This window comes from Paenibacillus amylolyticus (assembly GCF_050990605.1).
In the GTDB taxonomy this organism is placed as follows: Bacteria; Bacillota; Bacilli; order Paenibacillales; family Paenibacillaceae; genus Paenibacillus; species Paenibacillus amylolyticus_H.
In genome coordinates this window covers 6,113,857-6,130,658 of record NZ_CP158832.1, presented here as the reverse complement: position 1 = coordinate 6,130,658, position 16,802 = coordinate 6,113,857, and the positions used below count along the sequence as shown (strand labels likewise).

The 16,802-nt window shown below is 47.6% G+C and carries 15 protein-coding genes; 13 read left to right on the top strand and 2 right to left on the bottom strand.

Annotation, left to right across the window (positions count from 1 at the left end):
* Positions 1–83: 83 nt before the first annotated feature.
* The 7 genes from ABTV53_RS26995 (at position 84) to ABTV53_RS26965 (ending at position 8,690) form a co-directional block, all read left to right on the top strand.
* Entirely contained in the window at positions 84–1,022 is a 939-nt protein-coding gene (locus ABTV53_RS26995; protein ID WP_433748409.1) for a nucleoside hydrolase, read from the top strand.
* Positions 1,023–1,301: 279 nt separating this feature from the next.
* Positions 1,302–2,123 (top strand): ABC transporter permease, encoded by an 822-nt coding sequence (locus ABTV53_RS26990; RefSeq protein ID WP_036612869.1) that lies wholly within the window; start codon positions 1,302–1,304, stop codon positions 2,121–2,123.
* A gap of 4 nt (positions 2,124–2,127) precedes the next feature.
* Positions 2,128–2,919 carry an ABC transporter permease gene (locus tag ABTV53_RS26985; protein ID WP_017691790.1) on the top strand — a complete coding sequence of 264 codons (792 nt, stop codon included), beginning with the start codon at positions 2,128–2,130 and terminating at the stop codon, positions 2,917–2,919.
* Positions 2,920–2,937: 18 nt separating this feature from the next.
* Positions 2,938–3,996, top strand: a complete 1,059-nt coding sequence (locus tag ABTV53_RS26980; protein ID WP_433748407.1) for an ABC transporter ATP-binding protein — start codon at positions 2,938–2,940, stop codon at positions 3,994–3,996.
* Between the two features lie 175 nt (positions 3,997–4,171).
* Positions 4,172–5,911 (top strand): adenine deaminase, encoded by a 1,740-nt coding sequence (locus tag ABTV53_RS26975; protein WP_433748405.1) that lies wholly within the window; start codon positions 4,172–4,174, stop codon positions 5,909–5,911.
* A gap of 691 nt (positions 5,912–6,602) precedes the next feature.
* Entirely contained in the window at positions 6,603–7,361 is a 759-nt protein-coding gene (locus ABTV53_RS26970; protein ID WP_433748402.1) for a hypothetical protein, read from the top strand.
* Between the two features lie 588 nt (positions 7,362–7,949).
* The gene (locus tag ABTV53_RS26965) at positions 7,950–8,690 is read left to right on the top strand and encodes an HAD family hydrolase (RefSeq protein WP_433748400.1); all 741 of its coding nucleotides are present in this window, start codon (positions 7,950–7,952) and stop codon (positions 8,688–8,690) included.
* Between the two features lie 97 nt (positions 8,691–8,787).
* On the opposite strand, the gene ABTV53_RS26960 is transcribed toward ABTV53_RS26965, so the two are convergent.
* The gene (locus ABTV53_RS26960; protein ID WP_433748397.1) at positions 8,788–9,138 is read right to left on the bottom strand and encodes a cupin; all 351 of its coding nucleotides are present in this window, start codon (positions 9,136–9,138) and stop codon (positions 8,788–8,790) included.
* A gap of 363 nt (positions 9,139–9,501) precedes the next feature.
* Between ABTV53_RS26960 and ABTV53_RS26955 the strand changes: the two genes are divergently transcribed.
* Positions 9,502–9,981, top strand: a complete 480-nt coding sequence (locus tag ABTV53_RS26955; RefSeq protein ID WP_433748395.1) for a Dps family protein — start codon at positions 9,502–9,504, stop codon at positions 9,979–9,981.
* A gap of 127 nt (positions 9,982–10,108) precedes the next feature.
* Complete coding sequence (locus tag ABTV53_RS26950) at positions 10,109–11,320, top strand: nitric oxide synthase oxygenase (protein WP_433754350.1); 1,212 nt, start codon at positions 10,109–10,111, stop codon at positions 11,318–11,320.
* A 38-nt stretch (positions 11,321–11,358) separates the two neighbouring features.
* Here ABTV53_RS26950 and ABTV53_RS26945 read toward each other — a convergent pair whose 3' ends face one another.
* Positions 11,359–12,597 carry an MFS transporter gene (locus tag ABTV53_RS26945; protein ID WP_433748392.1) on the bottom strand — a complete coding sequence of 413 codons (1,239 nt, stop codon included), beginning with the start codon at positions 12,595–12,597 and terminating at the stop codon, positions 11,359–11,361.
* 255 nt (positions 12,598–12,852) lie between these two features.
* On the opposite strand from ABTV53_RS26945, the gene ABTV53_RS26940 reads away from it, so the two are divergent.
* From ABTV53_RS26940 to ABTV53_RS26925, 4 genes are read left to right on the top strand one after another with little or no spacing between them, the layout of a single operon-like run.
* Positions 12,853–13,962, top strand: a complete 1,110-nt coding sequence (locus ABTV53_RS26940; RefSeq protein WP_124116634.1) for an ABC transporter ATP-binding protein — start codon at positions 12,853–12,855, stop codon at positions 13,960–13,962.
* On the top strand, positions 13,952–14,785 hold the full coding sequence (locus ABTV53_RS26935) for an ABC transporter permease (RefSeq protein WP_433748388.1): 834 nt from the start codon (positions 13,952–13,954) through the stop codon (positions 14,783–14,785). Before ABTV53_RS26940 ends, ABTV53_RS26935 begins: the two co-directional genes overlap by 11 nt.
* Positions 14,760–15,569: an ABC transporter permease gene (locus ABTV53_RS26930; RefSeq protein ID WP_215077886.1), complete on the top strand. Its 810-nt coding sequence runs from the start codon at positions 14,760–14,762 to the stop codon at positions 15,567–15,569. The genes ABTV53_RS26935 and ABTV53_RS26930 overlap by 26 nt, the downstream gene beginning before the upstream one ends.
* Positions 15,566–16,639 (top strand): ABC transporter substrate-binding protein, encoded by a 1,074-nt coding sequence (locus ABTV53_RS26925; RefSeq protein ID WP_433748384.1) that lies wholly within the window; start codon positions 15,566–15,568, stop codon positions 16,637–16,639. The genes ABTV53_RS26930 and ABTV53_RS26925 overlap by 4 nt, the downstream gene beginning before the upstream one ends.
* The last annotated feature ends 163 nt before the right edge of the window (positions 16,640–16,802 follow it).

Genomic DNA, 16,802 nt, shown 5'->3' with positions numbered 1-16,802 from the left:
TCGGAGTGGTAAGTGTAAATATTCTTTAGTTCAACTTATCATTTGCAGCAAGCAACCAATCACGCTATAGGAGTTGAGAACGGATGAGTGAAGCGCGTAATCGCATCATTCTGGATGTGGACACGGGGATTGACGATGCACTGGCGATTTTGCTGGCCGTCAAAAGCCGGAAGCTGGACATCCTCGGCATTACCACAGTCTGTGGGAACGTATCACTCCAGCAGGCAACAGAGAATACATGCAAAATTCTTGAACTCGCGGGTGCACCAGATATTCCAGTGATTGCCGGAGCAGCTGGACCACTCACTCGCAAGTCGCATTATGAACATCGGGTACATGGACAGGACGGATTGGGCGGTGCGCTGCCTGATCCGGCAGTGTCCAAGCAAGCTGAGGACGGTTTTGCGCCGGACTTTATCGTGGAGCAAGCCAAGTTATATCCAGGTGAACTGACATTGATCATGACCGCACCATTAACGAACCTGGCACTCGCGCTGATGAAGTGTCCTGAATTGCCTTCTTTATTGAAGGAAGTCATCTTCATGGGTGGCGTGGTTCGCGGACATGGCAACATTACACCGACAGCCGAGTACAACACCTACGCTGATCCAGAGGCTGCACGCATCGTATTGCATGCAGGCATCGAGAAGCTTACTCAAGTCGGACTGGATGTAACCCGTCAAACATTGCTGAATGAAGCAACTATTGAACGTCTCACTGATCCTGCACTGCGCGCGTACGTGGCTCAGAGCACGGAGATTTACATCAACCGTTATGAACAAATGAACGGCGTCCGCGCTTGCGCGTTACATGATCCACTAGCCGTAGGCATTGCCCTTGCCCCTGAACTGGTTGGACGCAAATCGTATTACGTGGATGTCGAAACCGCCAGCCGCCTGTGCGATGGGCAGATGGTATGCGACTTCCAAAACCGTTTGGGCGAACAACCCAACACCCTCGTCTGCGAAACCGTAGACGCAGAAAGCTTCCTTGAACTGTTTATCAACGCGTTAAATGCGTAGCTATGATCTTTACGGCATTCGGGTTCAATTTTAATATCAATCCTTACGTAATTCGCTGCTAGTGGAGGGGACGAAATCGATTCTGAAGAAGCGAAGCGTTCGCCTTTATCCTTGGATTTTTCCTTCTATTAAGAAGGAGATCAAGAAAATCCAAGGATAACAGCGATCGTAAGAACGATTCGTAACCGGAACGGCTGATGCGATGAACGTGTATATTTTTTGAAATGTGCGCCAGTGAAACGTGTGAATAAAACCATTTTAAAAGTCAGGAGTATCGCGATGAAGAAATCAGTAATCTACTGGCTATTGCTGCCGGGATTCGTGTTTTTGGCGGCATTTATGATCATTCCGATTGTCCTGACGATCGGATCGACGTTTTTCCAGGAAAACTCCTTCACGTTTGAAGGATACATGCATTTTTTCAGAGACCCATACTTTTTGAAAATATTGCTTACGACGCTGCAAGTCAGCGTGGTCACCACCATCGTCTGTGTGGTGCTCGGATTCCCGACAGCTTATTATATTTCGCAGAAAGCGCCGCGCCGCAAAGGCATTTTGCTGGCACTGGCAATCTTCCCGCTGCTGACGAGCCCGGTCGTGCGCTCGTTCAGCTGGATGATTATCCTTGGACGCAAAGGTCTGATCAATAACACCCTTGTTGGCCTGGGCATCGTGGACAAGCCGCTGGATATTCTGTACACACCGGCAGCGATGATGATTGGTCTGACGCACCTGTTCCTGCCACTGATGATTATCTCTCTGGTGGGAGTGCTTGAGAACATTGACGGTGACCTGCTCAAAGCAGCACAAAGTCTGGGCGCATCGCGCATTACGGCATTCCGCCGGGTGGTGTTCCCACTGGCTGTGCCAGGACTTGTGATTGGAGCCGTGCTTGTCTTTGTCGGAAGCCTGACGGCATATACCACACCTGCCCTCCTTGGAGGAAAACAGCGTGTAATTGCTACGTTCCTGTATCAGAACGCCATGACCCTCAACGACTGGTATCTGGCCTCGGTTGTTGCCGCGATTATGATTGTCATTACATTTGTCGTCGTCGGTGTCATGAACAAAATGGCCAAAACTTTAAATCCGAAGGGGTAGACATATGCGGGAGAAACATATCGGGCTGGGCCTGTTCAGTCTGCTGGTCTTTATCTTTCTGCTGGGCCCGCTTCTGATCATATCGGTCACTTCGTTTGAACCGGGAACGGTACTCAAATTTCCGCCGGAAGGGTTCTCCTTCCGCTGGTATGAGAATATTTTCAACACAGGCGGTTTCCTCCGCACGTTCCAGACGTCCATCATCATTTCCTTGCTGGGGAACCTGTTGGCACTGGTGCTCGGGGTTCCGGCTGCGTATGCACTCAGTCGTTACGATTTCAAAGGAAAGTCCGTGCTGAACGCACTGTTCCTGTCCCCAGTACTGATCCCGGGAATCGTGCTTGGTTTTACATTGATGAAATATCTGATCGTCATCTACCATCTGCCGATGTATCTCGGACTCTTGATCGGTCATACGATTATCATGCTTCCATTTATCATTCGGGTTATCGCGTCGAGTCTGTCGAGCTTTGACTTTGCCGTGGAAGAAGCAGCGCTGAGTCTTGGTGCGGGACGGGTAAGAACGTTCTTCACGATCGTGCTTCCTAACATCCGCTCAGGAATTATCGCCGCGGTATTGATTGCCTTCCTGGAGTCCTTCAACAACGTGGACATTTCGGTATTCATGACCGGACCAGGGGTAAGCACATTGCCGATCCAGATGCTGACGTATGTGGAGAATTATTTTGACCCAACGATTGCAGCGATTTCTGTGCTCTTGATGGTACTGACCGGACTCTTAATGTTCGTGATCGAACGGATCATGGGCGGATTTTCATACTTTACTAAACGTTAATTGGAGGCGCAGAACGCTATGGCATTGCTGACATTAGACCACGTATCCGTGGCATACGATAAGCAGACAATCCTGAAGGATTTTCAGTTGGAGCTGGAAAAAGGTAAACTGCTCTCCCTGCTCGGACCGAGCGGTTGCGGCAAAACAACTACGCTGCGCCTCATCGCCGGATTTCTGGAAGCATCACAGGGCAAGTTTATGTTCGGCGGCAAGGATTATACGAAGGTTCCGGCGAACAAGCGGAACTTCGGATTTGTATTTCAGAGTTATGCGCTATTCCCGCATCTGTCTGTCTATGATAACGTGGCCTTTGGGCTGCGGATGCGCAAGGTGAAAGACAAGGATATCACTTCCCGTGTGATGCGAATCCTGGAAGTGGTTAACCTGAATGGATTTGAGAAACGTTTTCCACAAGAACTGTCCGGTGGACAGCGTCAGCGTGTGGCGATTGCTCGTGCATTGGTGATTGAGCCTGACTTGCTCTTGTTCGACGAACCGCTCAGTAACCTGGATGCCAACCTGCGCCTGAACATGCGGGTGGAGATTCGCCGAATTCAGCAAGAGCTGGGCATTACAACGCTGTATGTCTCTCATGACCAGGAAGAGTGCTTCTCAATCTCGGATCAGGTAGCGATTATGAACAAAGGTGTGGTTGAGCAGCTCGACCGCCCGGAAACCATTTTCAAATATCCGGCAACGGAGTTTGTAGCACGGTTTATCGGGTTCCATAATTTCATTGAATTTGCGGAGCGTAGTGATGCAGGTGAAGTCATCACATTACATGCGGGTGGCCGCATGTTTACAGCAACGGCACATCCCGGAACAGCACGTCCCGGTGCACGTAAAGGCGCGATTCGCCCGGATGATCTGATTGTTAGTGGAGATACTTCTGCGGATGTGGTGAACGCTTTGCCAGGGATTATCAAAGTCAGCACCTATCTGGGACGCAGCTATCAGTATGTAATTGAGACGGAACTGGGTGACTTTACAGCAAATCAGGAGATGGAAACACCGTATCTTAGCGGGCAGCGTGTAAGTCTGATTTTCCCACAGGACAAGCTTGTGCTGGTGGAGTAGTCGTGAATGTAGGGAATAGCTATACGAAATAAGAGCAGCAAAGAAGGCAATTCATGCAATGATTCCGGACGAGGGCAGTGGTGCGCAGCCATGTGCAGTGCATCAGATTAAGGTGCAGGTTCATTGTCCGGTTCGGATCGCGGTGAAATGCTTGTGAAGAAGGAGATTATGCCCCATGCGTGCAGATCAACTAATTGTGAATGTACATGTGTATAACAGTTATTATAAAAGGTTTGAATTGAACAACGTCGCTGTGTTGGGCGGCAGATTCCTGTATGTTGGACCCGGCGGGCCGGAGATGATTCAGGCAGACGAAGTCATCGATGCGCGGGGCAGATATATGATTCCTGGCTTGATCGATATCCATCTGCATATCGAAAGTACGATGGTGACACCGGAAACCTTTTCCCATGGTCTGATTGGCTGCGGGGTAACGTCCATTGTCGCAGAACCGCATGAGATGGCGAATGTGTTCGGGCTGGAAGGTGTGCAGGAGATGATGGCTGCGAGTCGGGAGACGACGGTGGACATGTTCTATGCGATCCCAAGTTCCGTTCCGGCAACCCCGATGGAGACGACGGGTGGTTCGATTGAAATCGAAGATATGGACGTGCTGCTCGCGACTGGCGAAATTATCTGTCTGGGTGAAATCATGAATTATGTCGATGTCATCCGTGATCCGGAGTGCAAGACCAACCAGATTTTGAAGCATATTCGCAAAAACTATCCGGATCTCGTGATCGAAGGGCATACACCGAAACTGCTTGGACTCGATCTGCATCAACTGATCTACGCAGGTATCGATTCAGATCATACCCATCAGAGCATTGAGGGATTACAGGCGCGGATTGCGGCAGGCATGTTTATTGAAATTCAGGAGAAATCAATGACCCCGGAAGTCATGGAGTACCTGATTCAACATGATGTGGCACAGCATTTCTGCTTCGTAACGGATGATGTAATGCCGGATTCACTGGTGGAGCGCGGGCATCTAGATCATATCGTGCGCAAGGCAATTCAGATGGGCATGCGTCCGGAAGATGCGATCTACGCAGCAACGTCTACCCCTGCTTCCCGGATGAAAATGACCGATCGCGGCAGCGTTGCTCCAGGCAAAGTGGCCGACTATGTGCTGGTATCCAACTTGGAGGATCTCTCCATTGATCAGGTGTACAAAAATGGACGCAAAGCTTATGACGACTACGAACCGTATAAGCAGGAACGGATCACCGGGCAGTTTCCACCTCACTTCTATAAGAGCGTACAGTTGGAGAAGTTGGGCGCACCAGACTTTGCAATTCATGTGTCAGATCCGAAAGTCAGTGGATCAGGGGTTGATCTCGCTAATGAAGGTGAGCACCAATGCCGTGTCATGATGGTCAAGGATGGTTCTACTTTTGTAGAAGAACATATTGCACCGGTCCAATCATCGGATGGCGAATTGTTATGGGAAGAAAGTGGATATGCGCAGATTGCGACCTTTGAACGTTATGGCGTGAACGGCAATCGTGCACATGGTCTGATCGGTGGAGACACCATCAAGCGTGGCGCCATTGCAACGACATATTCACACGACAATCACAACCTGCTGGTTGTGGGACGCAATCGCGAAGATATGATATTGGCAGCTAACACCGTAATTTCGAGCCAGGGTGGATTCTGTGTTGTGGAAGATGGCAAGGTGTTGTCCCATCTGGAACTTCCTGTAGGTGGCATTTTGACGGAAGAACCGCTTGCGGTAGTTTCTCATCAAGTGAAGGAGTTACGTGCAGCTATGCTGTCTCTAGGGTATGTTCATTACAACCCAATCATGTCGCTTAGTACGCACTCCCTTGCGGTAAGTCCGGCGCTGAAAATTACGGACCATGGCCTGATTGATGTGAATGCAGGTAAGGTTGTATCGTTAGTAATCTAATTAGAATACACACATTCTGTGATGTTCCTCCAATTAAATTAGATTGTAGAGTGAAATTTAAGCCTTTGACGGATAAAACTATAAGGTTTCAATAAAATAAAAAGGCATGCGTACATTACTCCTATCAGGGTACAGGACGTATGCCTTTTTGAATTCATTACGTGATTGCTCATCTCTTCTGTTGAAAAGTAGGTAGCCTGTCAAAGAAAGATTTAATGAGTTGGATTCATTGCTTGCAATTCTTCTATTGAAAATCCCGTCAATTCGGAAATCGATCCAAATCCGTATCTTTGGCAATCATTTTAGAAGCTACGTTAGATTTGACAGTTTACGGCGATATGGTCAGCTCAGTCGTGTGAAAAGGTGTTCCGGTTTTATGCCGGATTGTTGCCCGTCGTTGGACTTTAGACGTGATATATTTGTATTGTGGAAATCGGGCAAGAATGAAACGCACAGCTGCAATAGCGGCATATGACTGGGGCATTCCTCTTCTTGCCCTTCTTTCTTAAATACGGTTACTAAATGCAAATTGTGAACATATAATGGATATATGAATATATAATTGTAAATTATATGTAAAATTTATATGAAAAGCATTGTTCAATTAGGATAATTATGGAACAATTGTAATTGATCGTTTCGATCAAAAAAATTTGCGGAGGTGGTAGTATTGTCTAGGACAAGGAAGTTCTTGTCAGTAGCATTGAGTCTGGTTCTCTTACTAACGATTGTTGGTTTTCAGCAAGCGAGGGCAGCAGAAGCTACAGTTGATGAACAAGAGACAAATGTGGTGGTTCCTGATGAACTTCTTATTAAAACATCAGAAGGAGTCAAGGGAATTGAAATTAAAACTCCTGACGGAAAAGTAGAAGTCAAAAGGGCTATCGTTACAGAGTATGTTCCTGTTAACTCGACTGCTTATTTGCTAGCTACTGGCCAAGATCCAATTGAAAACAAACTAATCAAAGTGGTGGATGTTACTTACCTTGATGAAGCAAAGAATGACGACTGGAAACATGAAGTAGCACCTGCTGCAATCGGTGACTTATATGCTAAAAATCCGAGCGCTGAATATGCAACAGTTAACCCTAACTATGTAGTTGCTTCTGTAGAAGAGACCGGAAGTTCTGGCGGTACATTAACACTTTCTCAATCGGTGACGGTTGGTAACTCCTTTAATGCTAGCATAGGTATCAGCGCATCAGTTGTGTCTGCAACTGTTGGTTATAACGTATCTCAAAGCTGGACATCAACAGCGTCCTTCAGTGAGAGCATCGCGAAAGACAATCACAAGACAGTGATTAATGCTTACAATCGTTACATGACAAGACACTTTGAAGTTTGGAAGAAGGGACTTTTCTCTGATAGTTTGCAAACTCACAGTGCTTCAGATCGTCATGTTGGTTTCAGATTTGATGTACTCCGAATTCCTGGATATCCAAGTATGTAATGAAATAGTGACTAATTTAAAGGAAACGACGGGTTTGTACTGTATTATCGGTACTCACCCGTTTTCTGTTCCTTGACCCGCATTTGGTAGTTTCATTAAAATGGTCTTGTTCTTCCTTTATAGTTACATAGTACGTATGCATTTAAAGCAAAGAGAGCAGCGTTGTGCTGCGGATGATACTGATGCAATTTTTTAAAAGCGTCACACGAATCGCCAAAAATTGTTATTAGTAAAGATATTATAATCTATATAAAAAAATCAATAGGTTTAGTTATGAATTCTGGTTTATGCCAAGCCCTGATTTTCATCTTAGTTAACTTAAATTTGACTTTCGGTAATTTTTTATATGCATCGTAAAGAGAATCAACAGTCTAATATTGCAACTTTCTGATTTTCCTGTTAGGACTTAGTTTGTCAATGGTTTCATAGAAATTTCAAAAAACCATAATATCAACCACGGATAGGAGGAAAATAACATTCAATATTAATGCAAATAACTTCATGAAATTAACAACTCTCTAGTTTATTTAAATATAACTAGAATATACTCGTATTATTTGATGAGGTAAAAGGAGGGGATATCAACTCATGTTTTCCAATAAACATGATGCTAAAACCATATTTTTCGACGTAGATGATACCTTATATGATCACTTGCAGCCGCTTCGTGATGCGTTGCAGGACGTTCTCGGCCTGCCGGATGATTTCCCTTATGCTGAGGCCTACCACCGTTTTCGCTATTATAGTGACTGGTTGTCTGCACAAGAAGATCTGTCTGCTGTACCGGAGCCGGATGCGGTGGAGAGAATGCGCCGTCGAAGGTTTGAGTTGACGATGGAGGAGTTTGGACTCCCCCTACAATCGGGACAGGCTGAAGAACTGCAAGCTCAGTATCTGAGCAGACAGTTTGAGATTGTGCCTTTTGAAGGAGCATATGAGTTGATTAGAAGGCTTCAGGCAGAGGGCCATACTGTTGGTCTAATCACCAATGGAGAAGGAGAGCATCAGCGCCGCAAGCTTGAAGCACTGGATGTGCTCAGCCTCGTGGAAGAGCATCTGATTTTCATCTCCGGTATGACTGGTTATGCCAAGCCAGATCGCAGGTTGTTTGAATATGTGAGTAAGCAGTCCGGGACAGCTCCCCGTTCCAGCTATTACATTGGAGACTCGTGGCGTAATGATGTGGTAGGTGCAGTGGATGCAGGCTGGACAGTTATATGGTTTAATCATCGGGAGGCGCAATCGGAGTCTGATCATCAGCCTCATTTTGTAGCGTCGAGCTATGAAGAAATCAGTCGTATTCTGACTTTTGAGGTTGTCCGAGTTTAAGGAGACATATGTTGAAAGGAGCAGTCCTGTTACCGTTTTAGGTGCAGGTCTGCTTATTGGTGTTTAAAGAAAGACTTCATTTCTTACGTTATACCTTCTATAAAGGCATTAATAATGAGATGTCTAACTCTTCGCTTTCAATTACAATGGCCATGAGTCCAGCTTCTGTTTTGGTTTCGTGCCATTCATGTTTATCCCAGAGTACGGCTTCCCCACAATGCATTTTAATGTATTCATTTGCTTCGCCTCTAACCCAACCTTCTCCACTTACGATTAAAAGCAGTTGAGGAACCACAGCTTGGTGATAACCTACTACTCCACCCTCAGGCAAGTGCATACATCCGATCTGAGCTGTTTTGTCGGTCTGCGTAATACGTGACATGATGAAATTAGAATCAAATTTGGTAATCTTTTTCCCTGACTCTTCTTTAAATTGAAATATCCTCATGTTTACCTCCGCAATCGTGACTAAGTTAACTTCCTGTAACGATAATTGTCTTTAATATGAGTATCATCTCATCTTATCCATACAATTGATGGCAACCCAATCAGATGAGTTTATCATAGCTCCAATAGGTCGGGGGAGAATTTGCTTAAAATCATTTTGTTACCTGCCTGTGCCGTCGTTTCTATGAAGCTGTACTTCATGGAATCTTCATTTACAAGACAGTGCAAAAGCCTTCCCAAACAGTGTATACGATGTTATAATTAAAACAAGATTTAGATTAAGTCTAAATTAAAATGATGAATCAAAGCAACGCCATAACAATCATTTAAATTCTATTTTTATATTCGAGAGGGGATAAATTCCATGAGCACAATCCAAACTAGAAACAACACTTTTGCTAACAACGCCACAGCACTTCAAGAGGTCCTGAACCGTCAGATCGCAGGTTGGTCCGTACTATACACGAAACTGCATAACTTCCACTGGTATGTCCAAGGGCCACATTTCTTCACACTGCATGCCAAATTCGAAGAACTGTACAACTTGGTTACGGCAAATATGGACGAAGTTGCAGAACGTTTGCTGGCTATGGGTGGACGTCCGGTGGCTACGATGGCTGAACAGCTGCGTCTGTCTCCAATTGAAGAGGCACAAGGCCCGTTGTCTGCTGAGCGTATGGTAGAGTCGGTGGTTGCTGATCTGCGTACCATGGTGGAAGTGATTCATCAAGGTATTCACGAAGCGGGAGAAGCAGAAGATAACGCAACAGAAGATATGTTAATTGGATTCACCGCTGCGCTGGATAAAGAGGTCTGGATGTTAAACGCATTTCTGGGCAAATAAGCAAAGTTACCCTTCATCCTGACAACGATATGTAGAGTCCGTGAACAAAGTGCCCGTTCGCTTACAAATCCAGTGCGCTTGCCGTATAATGATGGCATCCAAGATGTACAGAATGGTGGAATGAATGATGCGGTCAGACCTGGAACAATTGCAGGAAGAAGCTGAACGGTTTATATATACATGTTATGAAGAGCTGGGCCATTCGCGTGAAGACGCGCAGGCCCGGCTTGTTGCTGTTATGGAGGAGATCGAAGTAACGGGTACCTATGTGCATACCACAGAAGAATTGGAGCAGGGTTGCAAAATGGCCTGGCGGAACAGCAACCGATGCATCGGGCGGCTGTTCTGGGATAAATTGCGGATTGTGGATGCCCGTCATGCCGATACGGCAGGAACGGCAGCGGATGCTGTGTTGAATCATATTCATGTGGCATCCAACGGTGGTAAAGTCATTCCGATGATTACGATCCTTCCTCCGGATGGACCAAATGGAGCTCCGGTACGTGTCTGGAATCATCAGCTCATTCGTTATGCAGGATATGAGACAGAGCAAGGCATTATTGGAGATCCTGCTTCCGTGGAGTTGACCAAGGCGGCTATGTCCCTTGGCTGGCAGGGGGCAGGTAGCCCCTATGATGTGTTACCGCTCATTATTCAGGCGCAAGGACAAGTCCCAGAGTGGTATGTTGTACCCGAAGAAGAGATTGTGGAAGTGATGATCGAACACCCGGAGCGGGATGAGATTGCCGATCTGGGCATGCGTTGGTACGGCGTTCCGATGATTGCCGATATGCGTCTGGAGATTGGCGGTATATCCTACCCGGCAGCACCGTTTAATGGTTGGTATATGGGTACCGAGATTGGCGCCCGTAATCTGGCAGATACGTTCCGGTATAACAAGCTGCCTGCAGTGGCGGCAGCCTTGGGGTTGAATACGTCAAGTGAAACGACATTGTGGAAGGACCGGGCGTTGGTGGAGTTGAATGTCGCGGTCCTGCATTCGTTTAAGAAAGCAGGCGTGAGCATTGTGGATCACCACACAGCGGCAGCGCAATTTGCGATGTTTGAACAGCGGGAAGAGAAGGCTGGGCGTGAGCTGACCGGGGATTGGGTGTGGCTGATTCCGCCAGTCTCCCCGGCAACGACGCATATTTTCCACAGCTCGTATCGCAATGAGATTGTGAAGCCGAACTTTTTCCATCAGGATCAGGCGTATACGCTGAAAGATGGCGTGGCATCTGCCGCAGAGCTGCGAAGCAGCGAGCAGCAGAATGCACAGGTAGATCATCCCCAGCCACAAGCCGGAGATGAACCAATGAAATGCCCGTTTGCACATTAAATTGTGCAGACGGGTTATTTTTTGTGATCCTTTTTTTATCAAACGAAGGGCTCCCCCTCTTTCAATCGGTACCGACTGCGCATCATACCCTGAACGCCAATGGCTGCCGCGATCAGTACCAGATTGAACACAAACACGGAGTACAGCGAACCAACCTCCATAAGCAACGCGGCAACCAGTGGAGATACGATGGAGCCGATCTCGGCCGCAGAGACAATGTTGCCTATGACAGAGCTTCGGCTCTCGTCCGGGATGTGATCCCCAATATGAGCAAAGAACGAATCCATATAACATGCACCGCCAACCCCGCCAATCAGCATGCCAACGTAGACCCATAGATGGGAGGACGTACTTAGAAATACAGCAACTTCGATTCCGATCAGGAACATGCCGAGCATGCACAGCAACAGACGATCCCCCATCCGGTCAGAGAGATAACCAACAAATGGGGCAGCGGCAAGCGTAGAAATGCCGGATACAGTGAAAGCGAGACTGGTGGCAAAGGAGTCCCAATGCATGATGTGAGCCGCATACAGTGCGAAGTAGGTGAGAAACACCGCATAGGCGCTCATCTCCAGAAAATGTACTGTACCGTAGCCGAGAAGCTGTTGACGCTGGGTGAGTTCTGTAGTTGGGTTAATCGTTATGGAGTCGGGAGCTTGATTGGATTGGGAGATATCCGTACCTTGCGTATGTAGTGCATCAGATGTTGTTGAAAGTAGAGGAGGTGCCGCCGTCTTCATTCCCATCGCAGCGACCACGGCCATCAGACAACATAACGTAACAAGCAGAAAAGGAACGGACAACGGCCAGTGTAGCGCGAGCCAGCCACTGATGACCGGACCGAGCACCATGCCGCCACCTTCACTGCTGCTGATATACCCATTGTACAGGCCGCGGTTGTCTACATTACCCCCATCCCCGATGATGGAACGCACGACTACGGTAAGTCCGGTGGAAGCCAGCCCTTGCAGCAGTCGGAGCAGGCCGAACAACTCCGCAGCAGAAGACACCGCGAAGCCACCCATGCAGACAGCGAGCAGTACCAGCATGAAGATGAGAGCACGTTTACCCCCGAGTTTCTTATAAACTGCCGCAGCAGGAATGCCACCAATCACTTTCCCGACATAAAAGAGCGCAAAAATAACCCCCATCATCCAGCCGGACAGGCCGAATTCCTCAATATATAAAGGGAACAGAGGCAGGATCATGAATCCGCCCATCTGACTTAGGAAACAGATCGTCATCAGCAAGGGCAGGTTACGACGAATATCCAAGAGCGAAGACTCCTCTCACACATAAAATGGAATCCAAAACGTGCTTCATTTCCCAAAGGATTGCGTAGATATCGACATATACCCGTAATGTATGCAGGATTCTTGAAAATAAGAAGAAAATGACACGCGGTGTTTACATCAAAACCGTTGCGGATATACCTGAATCATATATAATAGATGGGTTATCTATAAGGATGCAGAACGAAAGTGTACAGAATAAAGAGGTACCTCAAGTATAAGGGGGCGATGTAGAGCATGTCAGAACAACAACCGATTATCCGCTTCGAAGCGGTGACTCAGCAATACGATCAGGATGAAGCCGTATTGAAGGCAGTCAGCTTTGAGATTGAGCGGGGTAAATTTTATACGCTTCTTGGGCCATCGGGCTGCGGGAAAACAACGATATTGCGGCTGATTGCCGGTTTTGCGGAGCCGACACAGGGCAGTATTTATTTTAATGGTGCGCTCATCAACCGGGTGCCAGCCCATCAGCGGCAGGTGAATACCGTATTTCAGGATTACGCGTTATTTCCACATTTGAATGTATTTGAGAACGTGGCTTTTGGTTTGCGGATCAAAAAGATGAAAACAGCTGAAATTCGCAGCAAAGTGTTGGAAGCCCTCAAATTCGTCAATCTTTCGGGCTATGAGAACCGTGAAATTGGTGAAATGTCCGGTGGACAACGACAACGTGTTGCGATTGCACGTGCCATTGTGAACGAACCCGAAATTCTGCTGCTGGACGAGCCTTTGTCTGCACTCGATCTGAAGCTGCGGACTGAGATGCAGTATGAGCTGCGCGAGTTGCAACAGCGACTGGGCATTACGTTTATCTTTGTTACGCATGATCAGGAAGAGGCCTTGGCGATGTCGGATGAGATCTTTGTCCTGAATGGCGGTGTGATTCAACAGAGCGGTACGCCGAACGATATCTATGATGAGCCGATTAACCGTTTTGTGGCGGACTTTATCGGAGAATCGAACATTGTATCGGGCAGAATGAAGCAGGACTTTGTGGTGGAATTTGCTGGCGCACAGCACGAGTGTGTCGATCAGGGTCTCCAGCCGGACGAGCCGGTAGAGATTGTCATTCGCCCAGAGGATCTGGAGATTACAACTGAAGAACAAGGCAAGTTGAAGGTCAATGTAGACTCCCAGTTATTCCGCGGGGTGCATTACGAGATCTCCACATACGACGATGCGGGCAATGAGTGGCTGGTTCATTCAACCAAGAAAGCCGTTGTCGGTGCGCGGATTGGACTGTATTTTGACCCGGAAGCTGTACACGTCATGCGCTTTAACGAGACCGAAGAAGAGTTCGACAAACGACTTGAAGCCTACCAAGAGGCCGCTCATGCAGACTAAGGCCAGCACACGCAATGCGTATCTGATTCCATATGTATTATGGATGGTGTTGTTTGTTGTGGCGCCGGTTCTGCTGGTCATCTATTATTCGTTCTTCGATGTGGAGGGTAACTTTACGTTTGACAACTACGCCCGATTCTTCACGCCGGTGTACTTGCAGATGACGCTCAGTTCGTTCTGGTATGCATTTCTGATTACGGCGTTCTCACTGCTGATCTCGTATCCAACGGCGTATATGCTGACCCGGACGAAGCACAAGCAGCTGTGGTTGCTGTTGATCATTCTGCCAAGCTGGATCAATCTCTTGTTAAAAGCGTATGCCTTCATCGGCCTGTTTGGAACGTACGGTTTGACCAACTCCCTGCTTGAAGTTGTGGGTATTGGTACACAGCAGATATTGTTCACCGACTTCAGCTTTATCTTTGTCTCGGTGTACATCTTCATTCCATTCATGATTCTGCCGATCTTCAATGCGCTGGAAGAGATGAATCCATCGTTGATCTACGCGGCTCGGGATCTGGGAGCCTCATCTTGGCTGACGTTCCGCCGGGTTATCTTTCCGCTGACAATTAGCGGGGTGAAATCAGGCTGTCAGGCTGTATTTATTCCTGCGCTGTCTCTGTTCATGATTACCCGCCTCATTGCGGGAAACCGTGTAATTACGCTGGGAACTGCGATTGAACAGCATTTTCTCGTCACCCAGGACTGGGGGATGGGTTCTACGATTGCCGTCTTTTTGATTATTGCGATGGCGATTATTATGTTCCTGACCGGATCAGGCAAGAAGGAGGTGCGTAATGGGAAGAAACGGAAAGCTGTCTAACGTCTATCTGGCCGTTGTATTCGCCATCCTGTACGCACCCATTGCGTATCTGATCTTCTACTCCTTCAATAGTGGCGGTCATATGCGCAGCTTCGAAGGATTCACGCTTGAATGGTACAGAGAGGTGTTCGCCGATACACGGCTGCTCATCATTGTGCTGAATACATTTATCATTGCGTTGCTGTCATCGGCCATCTCAACGATCCTTGGTGTAGCAGGAGCACTGGCGATCTACCATGTACGTCGCAAACGGACCAGGAACACGCTTCTGTCACTCAACAACGTGCTGATCGTCAGTCCCGATGTCATCATTGGTGCGTCATTCCTGATTCTATTCACCATGATTGGCATCAAACTGGGCTTCACCTCGGTTCTGTTATCTCATATCGCATTCAGCGTACCCATTGTCGTGATTATGGTCCTGCCGAAGCTGCAGGAGATGAGTCCAACACTGATGGATGCGGCGCGTGATCTGGGTGCTGGCTCATGGCAGATTCTGACGCGTGTAGTGCTGCCATACGTGAAACCCGGTATTTTTGCCGGATTCTTCATGGCCTTGACGTACTCGCTGGATGATTTTGCAGTAACCTTCTTTGTCACGGGTAATGGATACTCCACGCTCTCGGTAGAGATATACTCCAGAGCAAGGCAGGGTGTTTCGTTGTCCATCAATGCATTGTCTACCCTGTTATTCCTGCTCACGGTGCTGCTGGTGGTCGGATATTACTTCATTAACCGCCGTGCAACACGGATACCACCTGGAGGAAAGGGGCTGCGTCCATGAAGCAACTGGTACGGACATTTGCGCTTGTTTTTGTGGCCGCCTTTGCTCTTATGATCCTGGCTTCGTATCTGAACAAGAGTCAGGGGTATTCTGGCGGCAACACACTGACCATCTATAACTGGGGCGATTATATCGACCCCGATCTGCTCAAGGAGTTTGAGGACGAGACAGGCATTAAGGTCATCTATCAGACGTTTGACTCCAATGAAGCGATGCTGACCAAGATTGAGCAGGGCGGTACGACGTTTGATGTGGCGATTCCTTCCGAATATGCGATTAGCAAAATGAAAGAAGAAGACCTGCTCGTGCCACTCGATCATAACAAATTAACCAACCTGGACAACATTGATCCGCGATTCATGGACTTGTCCTTTGATGAAGGCAACAACTACTCCATTCCGTATTTCTGGGGCACGGTGGGGATTGTATACAATCCTGAACTGGTGGACGGGTTGACGTTTGATAGCTGGAATGACCTGTGGGACCCACGTTTGAAAAATCAAATCCTGCTCCTTGATGGCGCACGTGAAGTCATTGGCATGGGATTGAACAGTCTCGGGTATTCCCTGAACGATACCAACGAAGATCATCTGCAGGAAGCGCTGAAGAAGCTGTCAACATTAACACCGAACGTCAGAGCAATTGTGGGTGACGAGATCAAGATGCTGCTTGCGAACGAGGAAGCGGCAGTTGGACTTGTATGGTCCGGGGATGCATCCGAGATTATGGATGAGAACGACAAGCTGGATTACATGGTGCCGGAAGAAGGCTCGAACCTCTGGTTCGATAACATGGTTATTCCGAAGACGGCGAGTAATATTGAAGGGGCACACCAGTTTATCAACTTCATGCTGGACCCGGATCATGCCGCTCGCAATGCGGAGTATGTCGGGTATTCCACTCCGAACGCTGAGGCCCTTAAGCTGCTGCCAGAGGACATCTCGGAGGATGAACGTTTCTATCCAGACGAGACACTGACAGGCAAGCTGGAGGTCTACGATAATCTGGGCAAAAAAATGCTCTCGCATTATAACGACCTGTTCCTGGAGTTTAAAATGCACAGTAAATAACCGCCAATAGCGTGTACACAGTTCATTAGATTCTGTAAAAAAGACAAAACGGGTTGTTGCTCGTCATTTCATTTGAATGACGAGCAACAACCCATTTTTTATTACCTACTTCAGAGCAAAAGCGCAGGTTATGTTTTTTCGTGCACACGTTAACGGAGGGGAC

Bases quoted from the DNA above. Each gene is read 5' to 3' on its own strand.
- ABTV53_RS26995 (WP_433748409.1), top strand. From the start codon at position 84: ATGAGTGAAGCGCGTAATCGCATCATTCTGGATGTGGACACGGGGATT.
- ABTV53_RS26965 (WP_433748400.1), top strand. From the start codon at position 7,950: ATGTTTTCCAATAAACATGATGCTAAAACCATATTTTTCGACGTAGAT.
- ABTV53_RS26990 (WP_036612869.1), top strand. From the start codon at position 1,302: ATGAAGAAATCAGTAATCTACTGGCTATTGCTGCCGGGATTCGTGTTT.
- ABTV53_RS26980 (WP_433748407.1), top strand. From the start codon at position 2,938: ATGGCATTGCTGACATTAGACCACGTATCCGTGGCATACGATAAGCAG.
- ABTV53_RS26925 (WP_433748384.1), top strand. From the start codon at position 15,566: ATGAAGCAACTGGTACGGACATTTGCGCTTGTTTTTGTGGCCGCCTTT.
- ABTV53_RS26955 (WP_433748395.1), top strand. From the start codon at position 9,502: ATGAGCACAATCCAAACTAGAAACAACACTTTTGCTAACAACGCCACA.
- ABTV53_RS26940 (WP_124116634.1), top strand. From the start codon at position 12,853: ATGTCAGAACAACAACCGATTATCCGCTTCGAAGCGGTGACTCAGCAA.
- ABTV53_RS26930 (WP_215077886.1), top strand. From the start codon at position 14,760: ATGGGAAGAAACGGAAAGCTGTCTAACGTCTATCTGGCCGTTGTATTC.
- ABTV53_RS26985 (WP_017691790.1), top strand. From the start codon at position 2,128: ATGCGGGAGAAACATATCGGGCTGGGCCTGTTCAGTCTGCTGGTCTTT.
- ABTV53_RS26935 (WP_433748388.1), top strand. From the start codon at position 13,952: ATGCAGACTAAGGCCAGCACACGCAATGCGTATCTGATTCCATATGTA.
- ABTV53_RS26975 (WP_433748405.1), top strand. From the start codon at position 4,172: ATGCGTGCAGATCAACTAATTGTGAATGTACATGTGTATAACAGTTAT.
- ABTV53_RS26950 (WP_433754350.1), top strand. From the start codon at position 10,109: ATGCGGTCAGACCTGGAACAATTGCAGGAAGAAGCTGAACGGTTTATA.
- ABTV53_RS26960 (WP_433748397.1), bottom strand. From the start codon at position 9,138: ATGAGGATATTTCAATTTAAAGAAGAGTCAGGGAAAAAGATTACCAAA.